The organism is Kitasatospora sp. NPDC023118 (assembly GCF_055560875.1).
The window spans coordinates 64,534-80,903 of the sequence record NZ_JBVHHW010000021.1 but is presented as its reverse complement, the minus strand read 5'-3'; the positions used below and the strand labels follow the sequence as shown (position 1 = coordinate 80,903).

Genomic DNA, 16,370 nt, shown 5'->3' with positions numbered 1-16,370 from the left:
CCGCTTTTTCGCGTTCCCGGGATGCCGATGTCACGGATGCGGGCGGTGTCCGGTCCGTAGGGGGTGACGGCTTTTCCCGAGAGGAGTGGTGTGGTGACGGGGACGGTGCTGGTGACCGGGGCGACGGGGACGTTGGGGCGGGAGGTGGTGCGGCTGTCGGTGGCGCGCGGGGTGGCGGTGCGGGGGTTGAGCCGACGGGCGCGGGAGGCGGGTGACGGGGTCGAGTGGGTGGTCGGGGACCTGGTGAGCGGGGCGGGGATCGCGGAGGCCGTGGCCGGGGTGGAGACGGTGCTGGACTGCGCGACCACGCAGGGGAAGCAGGACGTGGCGGCGGTCGGGCGGCTGGTGGCGGAGGCCCGGCAGGCCGGGGTGCGGCACCTGGTGTACGTGTCGATCGTGGGGATCGACCGGGTGCCGATCGCGTACTACAAGGCGAAGCTGGGCTGTGAGCGGGTGGTGCGGGAGTCGGGGCTGGGGTGGACTGTGCTGCGGGCGACGCAGTTCCACGACCTGCTGTTCAAGGCCTTCGACCTGAGCGCGAAGCTGCCGGTGTTCCCGGTGGTGAGCGGTGCCCGGATCCAGCCGGTGGAGGTCCGGGAGGTGGCGGCGCAGGTCGTGGAGCTGGCGGGGCGGGAGCCGGCCGGGTTCGCGCCGGAGGTGGGCGGGCCGCAGGCGCGGTCGTACCGGGAGCTGGCCGAGGCGTACCTGCGGGCGGTGGGCCGGCGGCGGGTGCTGCTGCCGCTGCGGGTGCCGGGGGCGGTGGGACGGGCGCTGCGGGCGGGCGGGCTCACGGCGCCGGAGCGGGCGGTGGGTCGGGGGACCTTCGAGGAGGCGTTGGCGCGGCGGTTCGGGTGAGTTCCGCAGTCGTCAACCAGGGTTGACATTCTCGAAGGTGTCAACCAAAGTTGACGGCATGAGCGAGAGCGGAGAGCTCGCGGCCGCCGCGAGCAGTCGTGACCCCGCCGTGGGGCTCCGGGCGGTCCGCGCCCTGCGTGATCTGGCGGACCGCCTGGAGTCCCTGCAGGTGGGCAACGCCCGGTCGCAGGGCTGGTCCTGGCAGGACATCGCGGTCTGCCTCGGAGTGACCAGGCAGGCGGTGCACAAGAAGTACGCGAAGCGCGCTACCCAGGGCGACCAGGACGGAGACTGAGCGATGTTCGAGCGTTTCACCGACGCGGCGCGGCAGGTGGTGGTCGCCGCGCAGCAGGAGGCGAGGGGGCTGCGGCACGGCTGCGTCGGGACGGAGCACCTGCTGCTGGCGATCCTGGCGCGGCCGGAGGACCCGGCGGTCGCCGTGCTCACCGAGGCCGGGCTGGACCACGGGACGGCCCTGCGGGCGGTGCGCCGGCTGCTGGGGGAGGGTGATCAGGCTCAGGCGCTGGCCTCGATCGGGGTGGACCTGGATTCGGTGCGGGAGGCGGTCGAGTCGGTCTTCGGCGAGGGCGCGCTGGACGCCCCGCCCGAGGAGGAGCCCAAGCGCCGGGGCTGGTTCCGCTCCGGCGGCGCCGCAGGCGGGCACGTCCCGTTCGCGGCCCGGGCGAAGAAGGCCCTGGAGCTGTCCCTGCGCGAGTCGCTGCGGATGAAGTCGGGGGAGATCGCGGTGGGGCATCTGCTGCTCGGGGTGCTGCGCGAGGGGAAGGGGCTCGGGGCGCGGGTGATCGCCGACCACGGGCTCGACCCGGCGGCGGTGCGGCGGGCGGTGGAGGCCGAACTGGCCTGAGCCCGGCCCCGGTGGGGCCTGCGGTGGGGCGTAGGTTGTGTCGCCGACCGGTGTGCGAGGCGTGAATGAAGGAGATTGGCCGTCAACTAGCGGCTTGAGGCCAATGTCTGAATCGATATGATCGGCCGAAAGCGTGAACCGATCAGCCGCCCGGAGGCGTTTCACGACGCCACCGGGCGGTCTGGTATGCGCCCGACCAGCTGTCGGCGGCCGCAGCCGTCGCCGACCCGCCGCCCGCGCCGCCGCCCGCCGACGTTGCCGAGGACCGCCCCGATGAGAGAAGCCACCAGCCCCGACGGTCGACCGCGCCGCCGACCCGCGCCGCGCACCGTCGCCCTCACGGCGGCCGCCGTCCTGCTGGCCCTGGTCGCCGCACCGGTCGGCGTCGGCCGGGCCCTGGGCGCGCACCAGCCGCTCACCGCCCTCGCGGTGGGCGCCGTCGCGGTGCTCTGGCTGATCGCGGTCGGCCTGGCCGCGTCCGGCGCCGAGCGCTCCCGCCGGTTGGCCGAGGCGGTGGAGGAGCAGCACCGGGAGACGATGACGGCGCTGGTCGTGGCCGGCAGCGCCCGGCAGGCCGAGGCGGCCGCCAAGGAGCGTGCCACCGCCGCGCAGACCGAACGGGACGCCGCCCGCGCCGAGCAGGCCCGGGCCGAGGCGGACGTCACCGCCGCGCACGCCGAGCTGGACCGGCTGCGCGCCGAACTGGACACCGAGCGGGCCGAGGCCGAGGCCGCCCGGGAGCGGGCCGCCACCGAGCGCGCCGAGCTGGACCGGATCGCCGAGGGCGTGCTGCCCGAGGTGGTGAAGAAGCTGCGCGGGGGCGCGGCCGTGGACAGTGCGCTGGCCGCCCACCGCAAGCACCCCCAGTACGCGCTGCTGCGCGCCGTCGGCGAGGAGATCGGCCGGGGCGAGCGGCTGCGGGCCGCCGCGCTCGCGGTCTGCGCGACCGCCGCCGGGCGGGTGCAGGCGCTGGCCACGAGCATGCACGCCGAGCTGCGCGAGATGCAGCACCGGCACGACGAGGAGGTCCTCGGCGACCTGCTGCGCCTGGACCACTCGACCGCCCAGGCGGGCCGGATGGCGGACAGCATCGCGGTGCTCACCGGGGCCCGTTCGGGCCGCCGCTGGGCCAAGCCGATCGCGGTGGAGTCGGTGTTGCGCGGCGCACTCGGCCGGATCGGCGCCTACCAGCGGGTGCGGCTGCACAACGCCAGCACCGCCGCGGTCGCCGGGTTCGCGGCCGAGGGCGTGATGCACGCGCTGGCCGAACTGCTGGACAACGCCACCAACTTCTCCGCCCCGCCGGCCGAGGTGCACGTCTACGTCGAGGAGGTGCCGGCCGGTCTGGCGGTCACCGTCGAGGACAGCGGGCTGGGCCTGAGCGACAGTTGGCTGCGCCGGGCCGAACGGGCCGTCTCCGCCGAGCCGCAGGACCTCACCACGCTCTCCGCCGGCACCCGGCTGGGCCTCGCGGTGGTCGGCATGCTGGCGCGCAAGCACGGGCTGCAGATCTCCTTCCGGCCGTCGGCGCGCGGCGGCACCGGGGTGGTGATGCTGATCCCGCAGCAGCTGGTCACCCACCAGGCCCCCGCGCCCGTCCAGGCCCCCGCGCCGGCCGCAGAGTCCACGCGCCCCGCGCTCACCCCCGCCCGCCCGGCGCCCGCCTCGTTGCCGCCCGTGCCCGCCGTGCCGAGCGCCGCCCCGGTCGCGGTACCGGCCGCCACGGCGGTCCCGGCGCCCGCCGTCCCCGCCCAGACCCCGTCCGCGCCCGCCCGGGTGACCGACAGCGGCCTGCCGCAGCGCCGCCGCGGGCAGACGCTGGCCACCACCGCCCCCGCGGGGGCCCCGGCCGCGAAGGCCGTACGGACCGACGCGGCGGGCGCCGCCGCCCGGTTCGGCGCGTTCCGCCGGGCCGCCCAGCCGACGGTGCCCGTACCGGCCGCTCTGCCCGTACCGGCCGCAGTGCCGACACCGGTCGCCACGCCCGTACCCGCGGCGACGCCGACCGCGGACACCGACACCACGCCCGACGCTTCCCCCGTCGTCACCGAGAAGGACTCCTGATGAGCAGCGCCACCGACCGCGACCTCGACTGGCTGTTGGAAAACCTGCTGGCGGCAACCCCCGGCACCCGGCACGCCCTGGTTCTCTCCGCCGACGGCCTCAAGCTCTGCCACACCGCCGGGCTGAGCGCCGACCAGGCCGACCAGCTGGCCGCGATCGCCTCCGGTCTGCAGAGCCTGGCGCACGGCGCCTCGATCGAGTTCGGCGACGGCAGCGGCGGTGTGCGGCAGTCGATGACCGAGTTCCACGGCGGCATCCTGTGCATCGTGGCGGCCGGTGAGGGCGCGCACCTCGCGGTGGTCACGGACGACGACGCGGACGTGGGCGTGGTCGGCCACAACATGCACGGCCTGATCGAGCAGATCGGGGTCCACCTCAACGCACCCGCCCGTAGCGAGGAAGCCGCCACACAAGAGAGCGCCGGGATATGAACGGCGGGCCGGTGCTGCCGGGCCGGGACGACGACCCGGACCGCCTCTACACCATCACCGGGGGCCGCAGCCGCGCCCCGGAGAACGCCTTCGACCTGGTCACCCTGATCGTCGCGGAGCGGGAGCCGGCGCCCGGGATGCAGTCGGAGCACGCCCGGATCCTGCGGATGTGCGACGCCCCGACCGCCGTCGTGGAGGTGGCGGCGGAGCTGTCGCTGCCCGTCTCGGTGGTGAAGATCCTGCTCGGCGACCTGCTGGAGTCCGGGGCGGTCACCGCCCGGCACCCCAGGTTCGCGCCGAACAAGGCCCGGCTGCCCGACCTCGACACGCTGAAGCAGGTGCTGCATGGCCTCCAACGGCTCTGACCTCCAGGACACCCGGCCCGCGGTGCGCACCCCGCTGCGGGCGACCGCCGACAACGCGCTGAAGATCGTCGTGGTCGGCGGCTTCGGGGTGGGCAAGACCACCCTGGTCGGCTCGGTCAGCGAGATCCGCCCGCTGAACACCGAGGAGGTGATGACCCGGGCGGGGGAGGGCATCGACCCGGCCGGCACCTGGGGCAAGCGCTCCACCACGGTCGCCTTCGACTTCGGCCGGATCACCCTGTCCGAGCGCCAGGTGCTCTACCTGTTCGGCGCGCCCGGGCAGGAGCGCTTCTGGTTCCTCTGGGACCGCCTGTTCAGCGGAGCCCTGGGCGCGGTCGTCCTGGTGGACACCCGGCGGCTGGAGGAGTCCTGGTACGCGATCGACCGGCTGGAGCACCACGGCACCCCGTTCATCGTCGCCCGCAACAACTTCGGCGAGCCCACCCACACCCTGGAGCAGGTCCGCGAGGCCCTGGACCTGCCGGCCGAGGTGCCGCTGGTGGACTGCGACGCCCGCGACCGCGAGTCCGGCAAGCGGGTGCTGATCGACCTGGTCCACCACCTGGCCGCCCTCGCCGGAGCATCCGACGCGATCTACGAGGAGAGCACCCCGTGATCCAGATCTTCGAGGAGAGCACCCCGTGACCCAGATCTTCGAGGAGAGCACCCCGTGACCCAGCCCGCCGCCACCCCGCCCCCGGGCTGCCCGGCGCACGCCGGCGCCACGCCGCTGTACGGGCCGCGCTTCCAGACCGACCCGGCCCAGCTCTACCGCGAGCTGCGCGCCGCGCACGGCCCGGTCGCCCCGGTCGAGCTGGCCGGTGGCGTGCCCGCCTGGCTGGTGATCGGCTACCGCGAGCTGCAGCAGGTCACCGGCCAGCCGCAGCTGTTCGGCCGTGACTCCAGCCGCTGGCGCCTCTGGGACTCCGTCCCCGCCGACTGGCCGCTCAAGCCGATGATGGCCCCGGTGCCGTCGATGCTGTACACCGAGGGCGAGGAGCACGTCCGAAGGTCCCGCGCGGTCACCGACGCGCTGGCCGGGATCGACCCGTACGAGCTGCGCAAGCACGGCGAGGACGTCGCGGACCGGCTGATCGACGGATTCGCCGGGCGCGGTGAGGCCGACCTGGTCGCCGAGTACGCCCACCTGATGCCGCTGCTGGTGCTCTGCCGGGTGTTCGGTCTGGACGAGGAGCAGGCGCCGGAGCTGGTCGACGCGGTGCTCACCATGCTGGACGGCGGACAGGGCGCGCCGGCCGCAGCCCAGCGGCTGCTGGAGCTGATGCTCGACGTGGTCCGGACGAAGGCCGAGTACCCGGGCGAGGACGTGGCCTCGCGGATGCTGGCCCACCCGGCGGGCCTGGAGCACGACGAGATCATGCGCGACCTGCGGGTGCTACTGATCTCCGGCCACCAGCCGAGCTCGTACTGGATCTCCAACGCGCTGCGGCTGATGCTCACCGACGAGCGCTTCGCCGCCTCGCTGGCCGGCGGTCGGCGCAGCATCAGCCAGGCGCTCAACGAGGCGCTCTGGGAGGACACGCCGGTCCAGATCTTCGCCGGTCGCTGGGCCACCCAGGACACGTCGCTCGGCGGCCAGCGGATCGCCGCCGGGGACATGGTCCTGCTGGGCTTCGCCGGGGCGAACGGGGACCCGCTGGTGCGGGAGGCCGACGGGCGTCCGGCGGAGGGGAACCGGGCGCACATGAGCTACTCGTACGGCGAGCACGGCTGCCCGTTCCCGGCCCAGGAGGCGGCCGAGGTGATCGCCACCACCGCGATCGAGGTGCTGCTGGACCGGCTGCCGGACCTGCGGCTGGCGGTGGCCGAGCACGCGCTGGTGTGGCGGCCTTCGGCCTGGGTGCGCGGACTGGTCGCGCTGCCGGTCTCGTTCACTCCGGGACACCCGGCCTAAGAACGTTTCCTAGCGCGCGTCTTGCGGATCTCCGTCGGGCCAGCCAAGATCCACAGGGCGTGCACAATCGTTCCAAGTCCCTCTGCGCTTAGGAGAGTTGACGCCGATGACCGCTGCCCCGGCCCCGATCGCCCTCGACCCGCTGGCCCGCGACAACGCCGCCGAGGGCGCCCTGCTGCGGGCCGCCGGCCCGGTGGTGCCGGTGGTGCTGCCCGGCGGTGTGGCCGCCTGGGCGGTGACCCGGCACGCGGCCGCGCGCGATCTGCTCACCGACGCCCGGCTGGTGAAGGACGCCGGGCACTGGGCGGCCTACCAGCGCGGCGAGGTGCCGAAGACCTGGCCGCTGATCGGCCTGGCGGTGCCGGGACCGAGCATGGTGACCACGGACGGCGCCGAGCACCGCCGGCTGCGGGCGCTGGTCGCGCAGGCCTTCACCCCGCGCCGGGTCGAGCTGATGCGCCCGCGGGTGGAGGAGATCACCCACGCGCTGCTGGACGGCCTGGCGGCCGGGGAGCCGGTGGTCGACCTCAAGACGGCCTTCGCCTTCCCGCTGCCGATGACGGTGATCTGCTCGCTGCTGGGCGTGCCGGAGTCGGACCACGGGGTGCTGCGCGACCTGTACGAGCGGTTCTTCGGCATCAAGCCCGATCCGGCCGGCATCCAGGCGACCGTCGCCGGGCTGAACGCCTTCGTCAACGACCTGGTGGCGCAGCGCCGTTCGGCCCCGGGCGAGGACCTGGCGAGCGTGCTGCTGGCGGCGGACACCGAGGGCGGGGCGCTCACCGACGCGGAGGCGGCGGCCACCCTGCGGGTGATCATCGCGGCCGGTCACGAGACCACGGTGAACCTGATCGGCAACGCGGTGCGGGCGCTGCTGACGCACCCGGACCAGCTGGAGCTGGTGCGCGCGGGGAAGGTCTCGTGGGGCGCGGTGGTCGAGGAGTCGCTCCGCTGGACGCCGCCGACCAGCAACTTCCTGTTCCGCTTCGCGGCGGAGGACATCGAGGTCGACGGGGCCGTGATCCCGGCGGGCGAGCCGGTGCTGGTCTCGTACAACGCGATCGGCCGGGATCCGCTGCAGCACGGGGTGACGGCGGAGCTGTTCGACATCACCCGGGACCCGACCCGGCACCTGTCCTTCGGCCATGGCCCGCACGTCTGTCCGGGCTCGCCGCTGGCCCGGCTGGAGGCGGGGGTCGCGCTGCCGGCGCTGTTCGAGCGCTTCCCCGCGCTGTCGCTGGCGGTGCCGGACACCGGGCTGCGACCGAGCCCGTCGCTGGTGGTGAACAGCCTGCTGGAGCTGCCCGTCCGACTGTTCTGACGGTTCGTCGGAGCTGCAGGCCCTGTCCGGGGTTCCGGGCGTGGCCGTCGGCTTCCCCCGGGACCTCTCCGGGGCTTCCCCCGCCCCCGGGCCCCCTCCGGGCCCCTCTGGGCTTCCTTCGGGCTTGCTCGGGGGTGATCGTCGGTTTCCGGTGGTCGTGGCCGGGGCACCGGTGTGAGCACCGGTCCGTGAAGGTCGACCACGGACCTTGGCGGCGGCCGACGGCTGCGTTAACGTCGTCGAATCGGTTCGGCCCGCCGCTCGCCCGCGACCTCTGCACGCCCATTTCCCGTACAGCGCGATGTCGTTCAGCCAACCTTCGGCAGCACGCCCTGGCGAGGAGGACCGCATTGACCCTCAACCCGACCGCACCGTCCGGGAGTTCCCGTCGCCGCCTGGCCGCCGTACCCGTCCTGCTCGCGGCACTGACCCTGACCGCGGCCTGCTCGAACAGCTCCGGCGGTTCGGGCGGAGGCGGCCCGGCGGCCCAGACGCTGACCGGTGACTGCGCCAAGTACCAGCCGTACGCGGGCCATTCGGGCACCACGGTGACGATGTTCGCCTCCATCCTCAGCCCGGAGTCGGACAACCTGGAGAAGTCCTGGTCCGAGTTCAGCAAGTGCACCGGGATCAAGATCAGCTACGAGGGGTCCAACGACTTCGAGTCCCAGCTGCCGGTCCGGGTGGCCGGCGGCAACGCCCCGGACTTCGCGATCATCCCGCAGCCCGGCCTGCTGGCGCAGATGGTCAAGAGCGGCAAGGTGGTCAAGCCACCCGCCCAGACCGTCGCCAACCAGGACAAGTGGAGCCCGGTCTGGAAGACCTACGGCTCGGTCGACGGCACCTTCTACGCGGCCCCGATGAGCGCCAACATGAAGTCGCTGGTCTGGTACTCGCCGAAGGCCTTCAAGGCGGCCGGTTACGAGGTCCCGAAGACCTGGGCGGACCTGATGGCGCTCAGCGACCGGATCGCCAAGGCGGGCGGCCCCAAGCCCTGGTGCGGCGGCATCGCCTCCGGCACGGCCACCGGCTGGCCGGCCACCGACTGGCTGGAGGAGGTGGTGCTGGGCAGCTACGGCGGCGAGCTGTACGACCAGTGGGTGGGCCACCAGGTGAAGTTCTCCGACGCGAAGATCACCACGGCGATGAAGACCGTCGCCGACTGGATGCAGAACCCGGCCTGGGTCAACGGCGGCTACGGTGACATCAAGTCGATCGCCACCACCACCTTCCAGGACGCGGGCGCGCCGATCCTCACCGGCAAGTGCGCGATGCTCCAGCAGGCCTCCTTCTACGAGGCGCAGTGGCCCAAGGGCACCAAGGTCGGCCCGGACGGCGACGTCTTCGCCTTCCACCTGCCCGCGGTGAACCCGTCGATCGCCAACCCGGTCGAGGGCGGCGGCGAGTTCCTGGCCGCCTTCTCCGACAAGCCCGAGGCGCAGGCGGTGCAGAACTACCTGTCCAGCTCGGACTGGGCGAGCAGCCGGGTGAAGACCGCGACCGGCTGGGTCTCGGCCAACCAGGGCGTGGACAGGAGCCTGTACACCGACCCGATCGACAAGCTCTCGGCGGAGGCGCTGACCGACCCGAGTGCGACCTTCCGCTTCGACGCCTCGGACATGATGCCCGCCGCCGTCGGCTCCGGGCAGGAGTGGAAGTCGCTGACCGCCTGGTTCGCCGAGGGGCAGTCGATCCAGAAGACCGCCGCCGACATCGACGCCGCCTGGCCGAAGTAGCCCGCCCGGGCACGTCGGGCACGGGTCGGCCCGCGCCCGACGAGCCCCGGGCGACGAGGACCACCTGTCGAGGGCGGTGCGGGGCCGCCCACCCGCACCGCCCGCCCCCTTCCCATCACCGGACCCGAAGGGACGTACAGCCATGTCCGTACCCGGCTCCCCGCCGTCCGCCGACTTCCTGCAGTCCGCCGACCTCCTGCCTCCCGTCGACTCCCTGGCCGCCGGCGCCTGGGGCGACGCGGCGGTCAAGTTCGGCAACAGCATCGGCGCGATCGCGGGTTTCCTCGGCATCCTGCTGCTGGTCTTCCTTGTGGCCGGCCGGGCCAGGGGTCGGCTGGCCCGACCGCTGGCCGTGCTGGTGTTCCTCGGGCCGGCCGTGTTGCTGCTGGCGGTCGGCCTGGTGGTGCCGCTGGTCCGAACCGTCTACCTGAGCCTGCAGAGCGCCGACGGCAGCAGGTTCGTCGGCGGCGAGAACTTCGGCTGGGCCTTCACCACCGACTCGATCCGGGAGGTGCTGCTCAACACCCTGCTGTGGCTGGTGGTCGCGCCCCTGGTGGCGACCGGGCTGGGCCTGGTGCTGGCGCTGCTGGTGGACCGGATGCGCGGTCAGGCGGTGTACAAGTCGCTGATCTTCATGCCGATGGCGATATCGCTGGTCGGCGCCTCGATCATCTTCAAGTTCGTCTACGAGGCGCGCGGAAAGGACCAGCCGCAGATCGGTCTGCTCAGCCAACTCGCCCACGCGGTGGGCTGGTCGGACCCGCCGAACTGGCTGCTCAGCCAGCCGCTGAACACCTTCCTGCTGATGGCGGTCATGGTCTGGGTGCAGACCGGCTTCGCGATGGTGGTGCTGTCGGCGGCGATCAAGGCGATCCCGGACGAGGTGACCGAGGCGGCCCGGCTGGACGGCGCGACCGGGCTGCGGCTGTTCTGGTCGGTCACCGTACCGATGATCCGCACCACGGTGATGGTCGTGCTGACCACCGTCATGATCATCACCCTGAAGGCCTTCGACATCGTCCGCACCATGACCGGCGGCAACTTCGGCACCCAGGTGCTGGCCAACGAGATGTACTCGCAGTCCTTCGTGCAGTTCAACGACGGGCGGGGCAGCGCCCTCGCGGTGCTGCTGTTCCTCGCGGTGCTGCCGCTGGTGGCCTACAACATCGTCCAGCTGCGGAGGGAGCGTGAGGTGCGGTGAGCACTCCTGAGGGGGAGGCGGTCGGCGCGGGCCCCGTCGACCGGAAGCCTGCCGACCGTCCGGCCGACCGTCGGGCCGCTGACCGTCGTCCCGTCGACCGTCGTCCGGTTCGGGGGAACGCCGTGCGGAAGGCCTTCAGCAGCCCGCTGGCCTCGGTGTTCGTGATCGCGATGACGGTGCTCTGGACGATCCCGACCCTCGGCCTGCTGGTGACCTCGCTGCGTCCCAAGCAGGACGTGACGGCCGACGGCTGGTGGAACGCCCTGCTCCACCCGGACTTCGGGCTCGGCAACTACCACGCGGTGCTGTTCGAGGGCGGCTCCGGCGTCTCCACCGGTTTGATGCCCTTCCTGGTGAACTCGCTGGCGATCAGCGTCCCGGCCACCCTCTTCCCGCTGGTGCTGGCGGCGATGGCGGCCTACGCGCTGGCCTGGGTGCGGTTCCGGGGGAGCGACGCGGTGTTCTTCACGGTGTTCGCGCTCCAGGTGGTGCCGCTCCAGATGGCGCTGATCCCGCTGCTGCGGCTGTTCTCCGGCGGCGCGCACCTGGGCCCGCTGACGTTGATCCCGGCGGTGGACCTGAAGGGCAGCTACGCGCCGGTCTGGCTGGCGCACACCATGTTCGCGATGCCGCTGGCGGTGTTCCTGCTGCACAACTTCATCGCCCAGCTGCCGCGCGACCTGATGGAGGCGGCGGTGGTGGACGGCGCCTCGCACTTCAAGATCTTCCGCTCGATCGTGCTGCCGCTGTGCGCCCCGGCGCTGGCCTCGTTCGCGATCTTCCAGTTCCTGTGGGTCTGGAACGACCTGCTGGTCGCGCTCACCTTCGCCGGCGGCACACCGGAGGTGGCGCCGATGACGGTCCGGCTGGCCCAGCTGTCCGGCTCCTTCGGCGGGCGCTGGGAGCTGCTCACGGCCGGGGCGTTCCTGTCGATCATCGTGCCGCTGATCGTCTTCTTCAGTCTCCAGCGGTACTTCGTCCGCGGGCTGCTGGCCGGGTCGGTCAAGGGATAGACCGCGGTCACAGTTTCCTGAACGTGTTCAGAAGAAACTTTTGAACTTGTTCAGAATGGTCTACAGTCGGCAGCGGCCGAGGCGCCCGGCGCGTCCGTCGGCCGCCGGCGGACCGCCCCGAGGGCGGCTTCCGCATGCCCGCCGACCACTGAAGGGGACTCATGTCAGGTCTGTCCGCGCCTGCCCCGACCGATCCGCCGCCCGCATCCGACCGTCGCCCGCCGGGCCCGCAGTGGTCGCCCGGACCGAACGGGCCGTCCCACCCGTACCGGTCGCCCGGACCGAACGGGCCGTACCGGTCGCCCGGCACGCCCGTGCCCTCGCGCGGTGAATGGCTGCGCCGCACGGACCCCGAGCACCGGGCGGCGGCCACGCCCCGAGTCCTCCTGTTCACGCTGCTCACCGGCCTGCTGACGGCCTGGCTGCTGTACGACGGCGTGGGAGTCAACCTGCTGATCTGCGGTGCCGTCACCGCCGTCGGGGTCGGCCTCGTCGCCCACGCGGCGGGCCGCCGGGTCCGGCCCTGGACCGTGATCTGGAGCCTGCTCGCGCTCGCCCTGCTCGCCGTCCCGGCCCTGTGGGACGCCGGCTGGCCCACCGTGCTGTCCGTCGGAGGCGCGCTCGGCCTGGCCTCGCTCGCCCTGCACGGCGGCCGCCGCTGGCCGGGCGTGCTGTTCGCCCTGTCCGCCGCCGTCTGGCAGCCGGTGCCGGGCGTGGGCTGGCTCTGGAGCGGCCTGGAAGGCCGGCCGCTGCCCGGGCGCGGCCGGATCGTCCCGGTGCTCAAGGCGCTCGCGGTCGCCGCCGTCCTGCTGACCGTCTTCGGCCTGCTGTTCGCCAGCGCCGACGCCGCCATGGCGGACCTGCTGAGCGGCCTAAAACCCAGCTTCGACCTCCGCCAACTGCCACTGCGCGCGATGCTGTTCGCGCTCGGCGCGCTCACCGCGCTGGGCTTCGCGCACATCGCGGCCGGCCCGCGCCGCTGGGACCGCGTGACGGCCCGGCCGGGACGGGAACGGCGACGGCTGGAGTGGGCACTGCCGCTGGTCGCGCTCAACCTGATGTTCGGCGCCTTCGCGGTGATCCAGGCGGTGGTGGTGCTCGGCGGCGCGGACGCCGTGCTCAGCCGCACCGGGATGAGCCGCTCCGAGTACGCCCGGCAGGGCTTCTGGCAGCTGAGCGTGATCACCGTGCTGACCCTGGTCGTGGTGGCCGTCGCCAAGCGCTGGGCGCCACGCACCACGCCGGCCGACCGCCGGGTGGCGCGGACCCTGCTCGGCCTGCTCTGCCTGCTCGCGCTGGTCGTGGTCGCCTCGGCGCTCGGCCGGATGTGGTTCTACGTGGACGCCTCCGGGCTCACCCGGCTGCGGCTGTGGGTGCTGGTGGTCGAGCTCTGGCTGGGCGTCGTCCTCCTGCTGCTGATCACCGCCGGGTTCACCCGCGGCGCCGGCTGGCTGCCGCGCGCCGTCGTCCTGAGCGGCGTGCTCACCGTCGCGGTGTACGGGCTGATCGGGCCGGACGCCATCGTCGCGGAGCAGAACGTCGCCCGGTACGAGCGCTCACAGCAGATCGACCTGCGCAACGTCCGCGAGCTCTCCGCGGACGCGGTGCCCGCCCTGGACCGGCTGCCGAACCCCCAACGGATCTGTGCGCTCGAACTGATCCGAGCCGACCTGGCGAACAACCCCGCGCCCTGGTACGCGACCAGCCGCTCCGCCGCCCGGGCCCGCGAGATCCTGGCCGCACGGCCGTTGGCCGAAGGCGGGCGCGCGACTACGAGCGTCTGCGAGCGGTCGGGACTGCACATCGACCCGTACTTCTGACCGTTGGGCATGCACCGGGCCCGCCGGGAGCGTACGGCTCCCGGCGGGCCCGGTGGCGGTTCTGGTGGTGCCTCAGTGCATCGCGACGCCGGCGGAGTCACCGCTCGGCAGGTCGCTGGCCTTCGCCTTGATCGCGAAGACCGCGATCAGCAGGGCGACCCCGGCGAGCGCCGCGCCGACGATGAAGCCGTGCGAAATCCCCTGGGTGAGCACCGAGTTGGCGGCGTCGGTGCCCTGGGGGAACTCATGGTGCTGCTGGAGGTAGCCCAGCTGCTCCGGGGTGGCCTTCTCCATGAAGATCGGCGTCTGGACCTTGGCCTCGGCGGTCGCGTAGTGCGCGAAGACCGTGGTCAGGATCGACAGGCCGAGCGAACCGCCGATCTGCTGCATCGAGTTGAGCAGGCCGGAGGCGGCGCCGGTCTCCTCGCCCGGCACGCCCGCGACCGAGAGCAGCATCACCGGGACGAAGATCAGGCCCATGCCGAAGCCGAAGACGACCGTGGGGCCGAGCACCCCGTCCACGTAGCCGCTGTCCTTGCTCATCTGGGTCAGCCAGGAGAGGCCGACGGTGACCAGCAGCGCGCCGCCCGCCATGAACGGCTTCGGGCCGTACTTGGCCTGCAGGTTGGACGCGATCTGCGCGGCGATGATGATCGAGACGCTGATCGGCAGGAACGAGACGCCGGCCTTGAGCGGGCTGTAGCCGAGCGGTCCCTGCACGAACAGGACGACGTAGAAAAAGATGCCGAACATGGCCGCGGCCAGGCAGAGCATCATCACCAGGCCGCCGGTGCGGTTGCGGTTGGCGAACAGGTGCAGCGGGGTGATCGGCTGATCGGTGCGGTTCTCGATCACGAAGAAGGCGGCCAGCAGGATCGCACCGGCCGCGAAGGAGCCGAGCGTGATGCTGTCCGACCAGCCGTCCGAGGCGGCCCGGATGAACCCGTAGACCAGGCCGACCAGGCCGAGCGTCGAGGTGAGCGCGCCGGGCACGTCGAAGCGGCCCGGGTGGCGCTCGGACTCGGCGATGTAGCGCGGCGCGGCGACCGCGATCAGGATCGCGATCGGCACGTTGACGAAGAACACCCAGCGCCAGTTCAGGTACTCGGTGAGCAGACCGCCGGCCAGCAGGCCGATCGCGGCGCCCGAGCCGGCCACCGCCGAGAACACGCCGAACGCCTTGTTGCGTTCCGGTCCCTCGTCGAAGTTGGTGGCGATCAGGGCGAAGGCGGTGGGTGAACAGATCGCGCCGCCGATGCCCTGGAGCGCGCGGGCCGCCAGCAGCAGGCCGCTGTCCTGCGCGAAGCCGCCCAGCAGCGAGGCCAGGCCGAACAGCAGGGTGCCGAAGATGAACACCCGGCGGCGGCCCAGGATGTCGCCCGCGCGACCGCCGAGCAGCAGCAGCCCGCCGAAGGTCAGCGTGTAGGCGTTGATGACCCAGGACAGGTCGGTGGTCGAGAAGTTCAGCGCGTCCTTGATGTGCGGCAGTGCGATGTTCACGATGGTCGCGTCGAGCACGACCATGAGCTGCGTGGCCGCGATGACGGTCAGGGTGATGCCCTTCCCCCGACCTCCCCGGCCCTTCGGTGGTGAGTTCTTGTTGAGTGTGTCGGAGATGGCCACGAATCTTCCCCCTGCTGGCTACGTGCTCGGCGCCTGGTACGCGGCGCGTGGTGCTGGTGCGCGGTGGTGGTACGCGGTGGTGGTACGTGCTTGGTGCCCGGTAACTCGGTGCTTGGTGTCCGGCCTACCTGCCGGGCCCGGGGTGCTGCTGTGCGCCGATGACGGGCGGGTGCAGGTGTGGGCTGGGAAGGAACGGTGCCGTTCACTAATCTGGACGATATCCTGGGCTTGATAGTGAACGCAAGCGTTCCTTAAGGACGGTGGCGATGGATCGGTTGGTGCGGCGCCTCACGGCGGACCGGGCATCCGGTCGGGCGGCCGCCCGACCGGCGGAGGATGCGGTGCCGTCGCCCCTGGCGGCTGTGGCTGCGGCAGCGGGTGCGGCGCCCGTTGGGCCCGCAGGCCGTGCGGCGCCGGTGGGGCCCAGGGCCTCCGGGGCGTCCGGGGAGTCGGTGGTGCCGGTGGAGTCGGTGGCGCTCGCGGGGCCGCCGGGCGGGGAGTCGGAGCCTCGCTGCCCGGTGCGGGTCGCCCGGGAGGCGCTGGCCCGGCCGGTGCGGCGCCGGGGGAAGGAGTTGGAGAACGCGATCTTCGCGGCCGCGCTCGACCAGCTCACCTCCGGCGGCTACGCGCGACTGACGATGGAGGGCGTCGCCGCTGCGGCGCGGACCGGGAAGGCCGCGCTCTACCGGCGTTGGGCGTCCAAGATGGAACTCGTCATCGATGCTCTGGACTCCACTCTCCCACGCCCTCACGGGGTGCCCGACCTCGGGTCCGCCCGGGCCGAATTGCTGCAGCTCATCGAGCTGTTCACGGAGGCGATCGGCTCCAGCGCGGGCGCCGCCCTGCACGTGCTGATGGGCGAGCTCTCCCAGCAACAGGCCGAGGTGTTCAAGGGCTTCATCGTGCAGCGGGTGATGGAGCCGACCAAGGACACCATCCTGGACATCCTCCGTCGCGGCGTCGAGCGCGGCGACGTCCGGCCCGGCGCGGTCAGCCCGCTGGTCGCCGATGTCATTCCGGCGATGCTGCTGTTTCGGGTGAAGGTCCACGACCGGGAGATGGCCCCCGACTTCGCGGTCCGGCTGGTGGACGACGTGCTGGTCCCGCTGATCCGGCAGTCGTAGAGCGGTCGCGCGGGGCGGGCTCGGGGCGGCCGTGCGG

15 protein-coding genes are annotated in these 16,370 nt (G+C 72.8%); 14 read left to right on the top strand and 1 reads right to left on the bottom strand.

Translation table 11 applies throughout. From position 1 onward, the window contains the following. Positions 1-93 precede the first annotated feature (93 nt). The 13 genes from ACZ3UD_RS25890 (at position 94) to ACZ3UD_RS25830 (ending at position 13,586) form a co-directional block, all read left to right on the top strand. Positions 94-855 carry an SDR family oxidoreductase gene (locus ACZ3UD_RS25890; RefSeq protein WP_465592247.1) on the top strand — a complete coding sequence of 254 codons (762 nt, stop codon included), beginning with the start codon at positions 94-96 and terminating at the stop codon, positions 853-855. A 58-nt stretch (positions 856-913) separates the two neighbouring features. After that, entirely contained in the window at positions 914-1,150 is a 237-nt protein-coding gene (locus ACZ3UD_RS25885; RefSeq protein ID WP_465592244.1) for an RNA polymerase subunit sigma-70, read from the top strand. A gap of 3 nt (positions 1,151-1,153) precedes the next feature. Further along, entirely contained in the window at positions 1,154-1,720 is a 567-nt protein-coding gene (locus tag ACZ3UD_RS25880) for a Clp protease N-terminal domain-containing protein (protein WP_465592241.1), read from the top strand. A 273-nt stretch (positions 1,721-1,993) separates the two neighbouring features. Next, entirely contained in the window at positions 1,994-3,784 is a 1,791-nt protein-coding gene (locus ACZ3UD_RS25875) for a sensor histidine kinase (RefSeq protein WP_465592238.1), read from the top strand. After that, positions 3,784-4,215, top strand: coding sequence for a roadblock/LC7 domain-containing protein (locus ACZ3UD_RS25870; protein ID WP_465592235.1), 432 nt, complete (start codon positions 3,784-3,786; stop codon positions 4,213-4,215). The genes ACZ3UD_RS25875 and ACZ3UD_RS25870 overlap by 1 nt, the downstream gene beginning before the upstream one ends. After that, positions 4,212-4,580, top strand: a complete 369-nt coding sequence (locus ACZ3UD_RS25865) for a DUF742 domain-containing protein (RefSeq protein WP_465592232.1) — start codon at positions 4,212-4,214, stop codon at positions 4,578-4,580. The genes ACZ3UD_RS25870 and ACZ3UD_RS25865 overlap by 4 nt, the downstream gene beginning before the upstream one ends. After that, on the top strand, positions 4,561-5,196 hold the full coding sequence (locus ACZ3UD_RS25860) for a GTP-binding protein (RefSeq protein WP_465592229.1): 636 nt from the start codon (positions 4,561-4,563) through the stop codon (positions 5,194-5,196). The genes ACZ3UD_RS25865 and ACZ3UD_RS25860 overlap by 20 nt, the downstream gene beginning before the upstream one ends. Before the next feature lie 54 nt (positions 5,197-5,250). Continuing rightward, entirely contained in the window at positions 5,251-6,495 is a 1,245-nt protein-coding gene (locus ACZ3UD_RS25855) for a cytochrome P450 (RefSeq protein WP_465592226.1), read from the top strand. Positions 6,496-6,601: 106 nt separating this feature from the next. Next, positions 6,602-7,816 carry a cytochrome P450 family protein gene (locus ACZ3UD_RS25850; protein ID WP_465592223.1) on the top strand — a complete coding sequence of 405 codons (1,215 nt, stop codon included), beginning with the start codon at positions 6,602-6,604 and terminating at the stop codon, positions 7,814-7,816. Between the two features lie 350 nt (positions 7,817-8,166). Next, positions 8,167-9,552 (top strand): ABC transporter substrate-binding protein, encoded by a 1,386-nt coding sequence (locus tag ACZ3UD_RS25845; protein WP_465592220.1) that lies wholly within the window; start codon positions 8,167-8,169, stop codon positions 9,550-9,552. Between the two features lie 142 nt (positions 9,553-9,694). Further along, positions 9,695-10,753, top strand: coding sequence for a carbohydrate ABC transporter permease (locus ACZ3UD_RS25840; RefSeq protein WP_465592217.1), 1,059 nt, complete (start codon positions 9,695-9,697; stop codon positions 10,751-10,753). Between the two features lie 122 nt (positions 10,754-10,875). After that, entirely contained in the window at positions 10,876-11,766 is an 891-nt protein-coding gene (locus tag ACZ3UD_RS25835) for a carbohydrate ABC transporter permease (RefSeq protein WP_387620413.1), read from the top strand. Positions 11,767-12,080: 314 nt separating this feature from the next. Next, entirely contained in the window at positions 12,081-13,586 is a 1,506-nt protein-coding gene (locus tag ACZ3UD_RS25830) for a DUF4153 domain-containing protein (RefSeq protein WP_465592213.1), read from the top strand. 72 nt (positions 13,587-13,658) lie between these two features. On the opposite strand, the gene ACZ3UD_RS25825 is transcribed toward ACZ3UD_RS25830, so the two are convergent. Next, positions 13,659-15,209 (bottom strand): MFS transporter, encoded by a 1,551-nt coding sequence (locus tag ACZ3UD_RS25825; RefSeq protein ID WP_465592210.1) that lies wholly within the window; start codon positions 15,207-15,209, stop codon positions 13,659-13,661. A 455-nt stretch (positions 15,210-15,664) separates the two neighbouring features. Between ACZ3UD_RS25825 and ACZ3UD_RS25820 the strand changes: the two genes are divergently transcribed. Next, entirely contained in the window at positions 15,665-16,333 is a 669-nt protein-coding gene (locus tag ACZ3UD_RS25820; protein ID WP_465592207.1) for a TetR-like C-terminal domain-containing protein, read from the top strand. Positions 16,334-16,370: the final 37 nt, after the last annotated feature.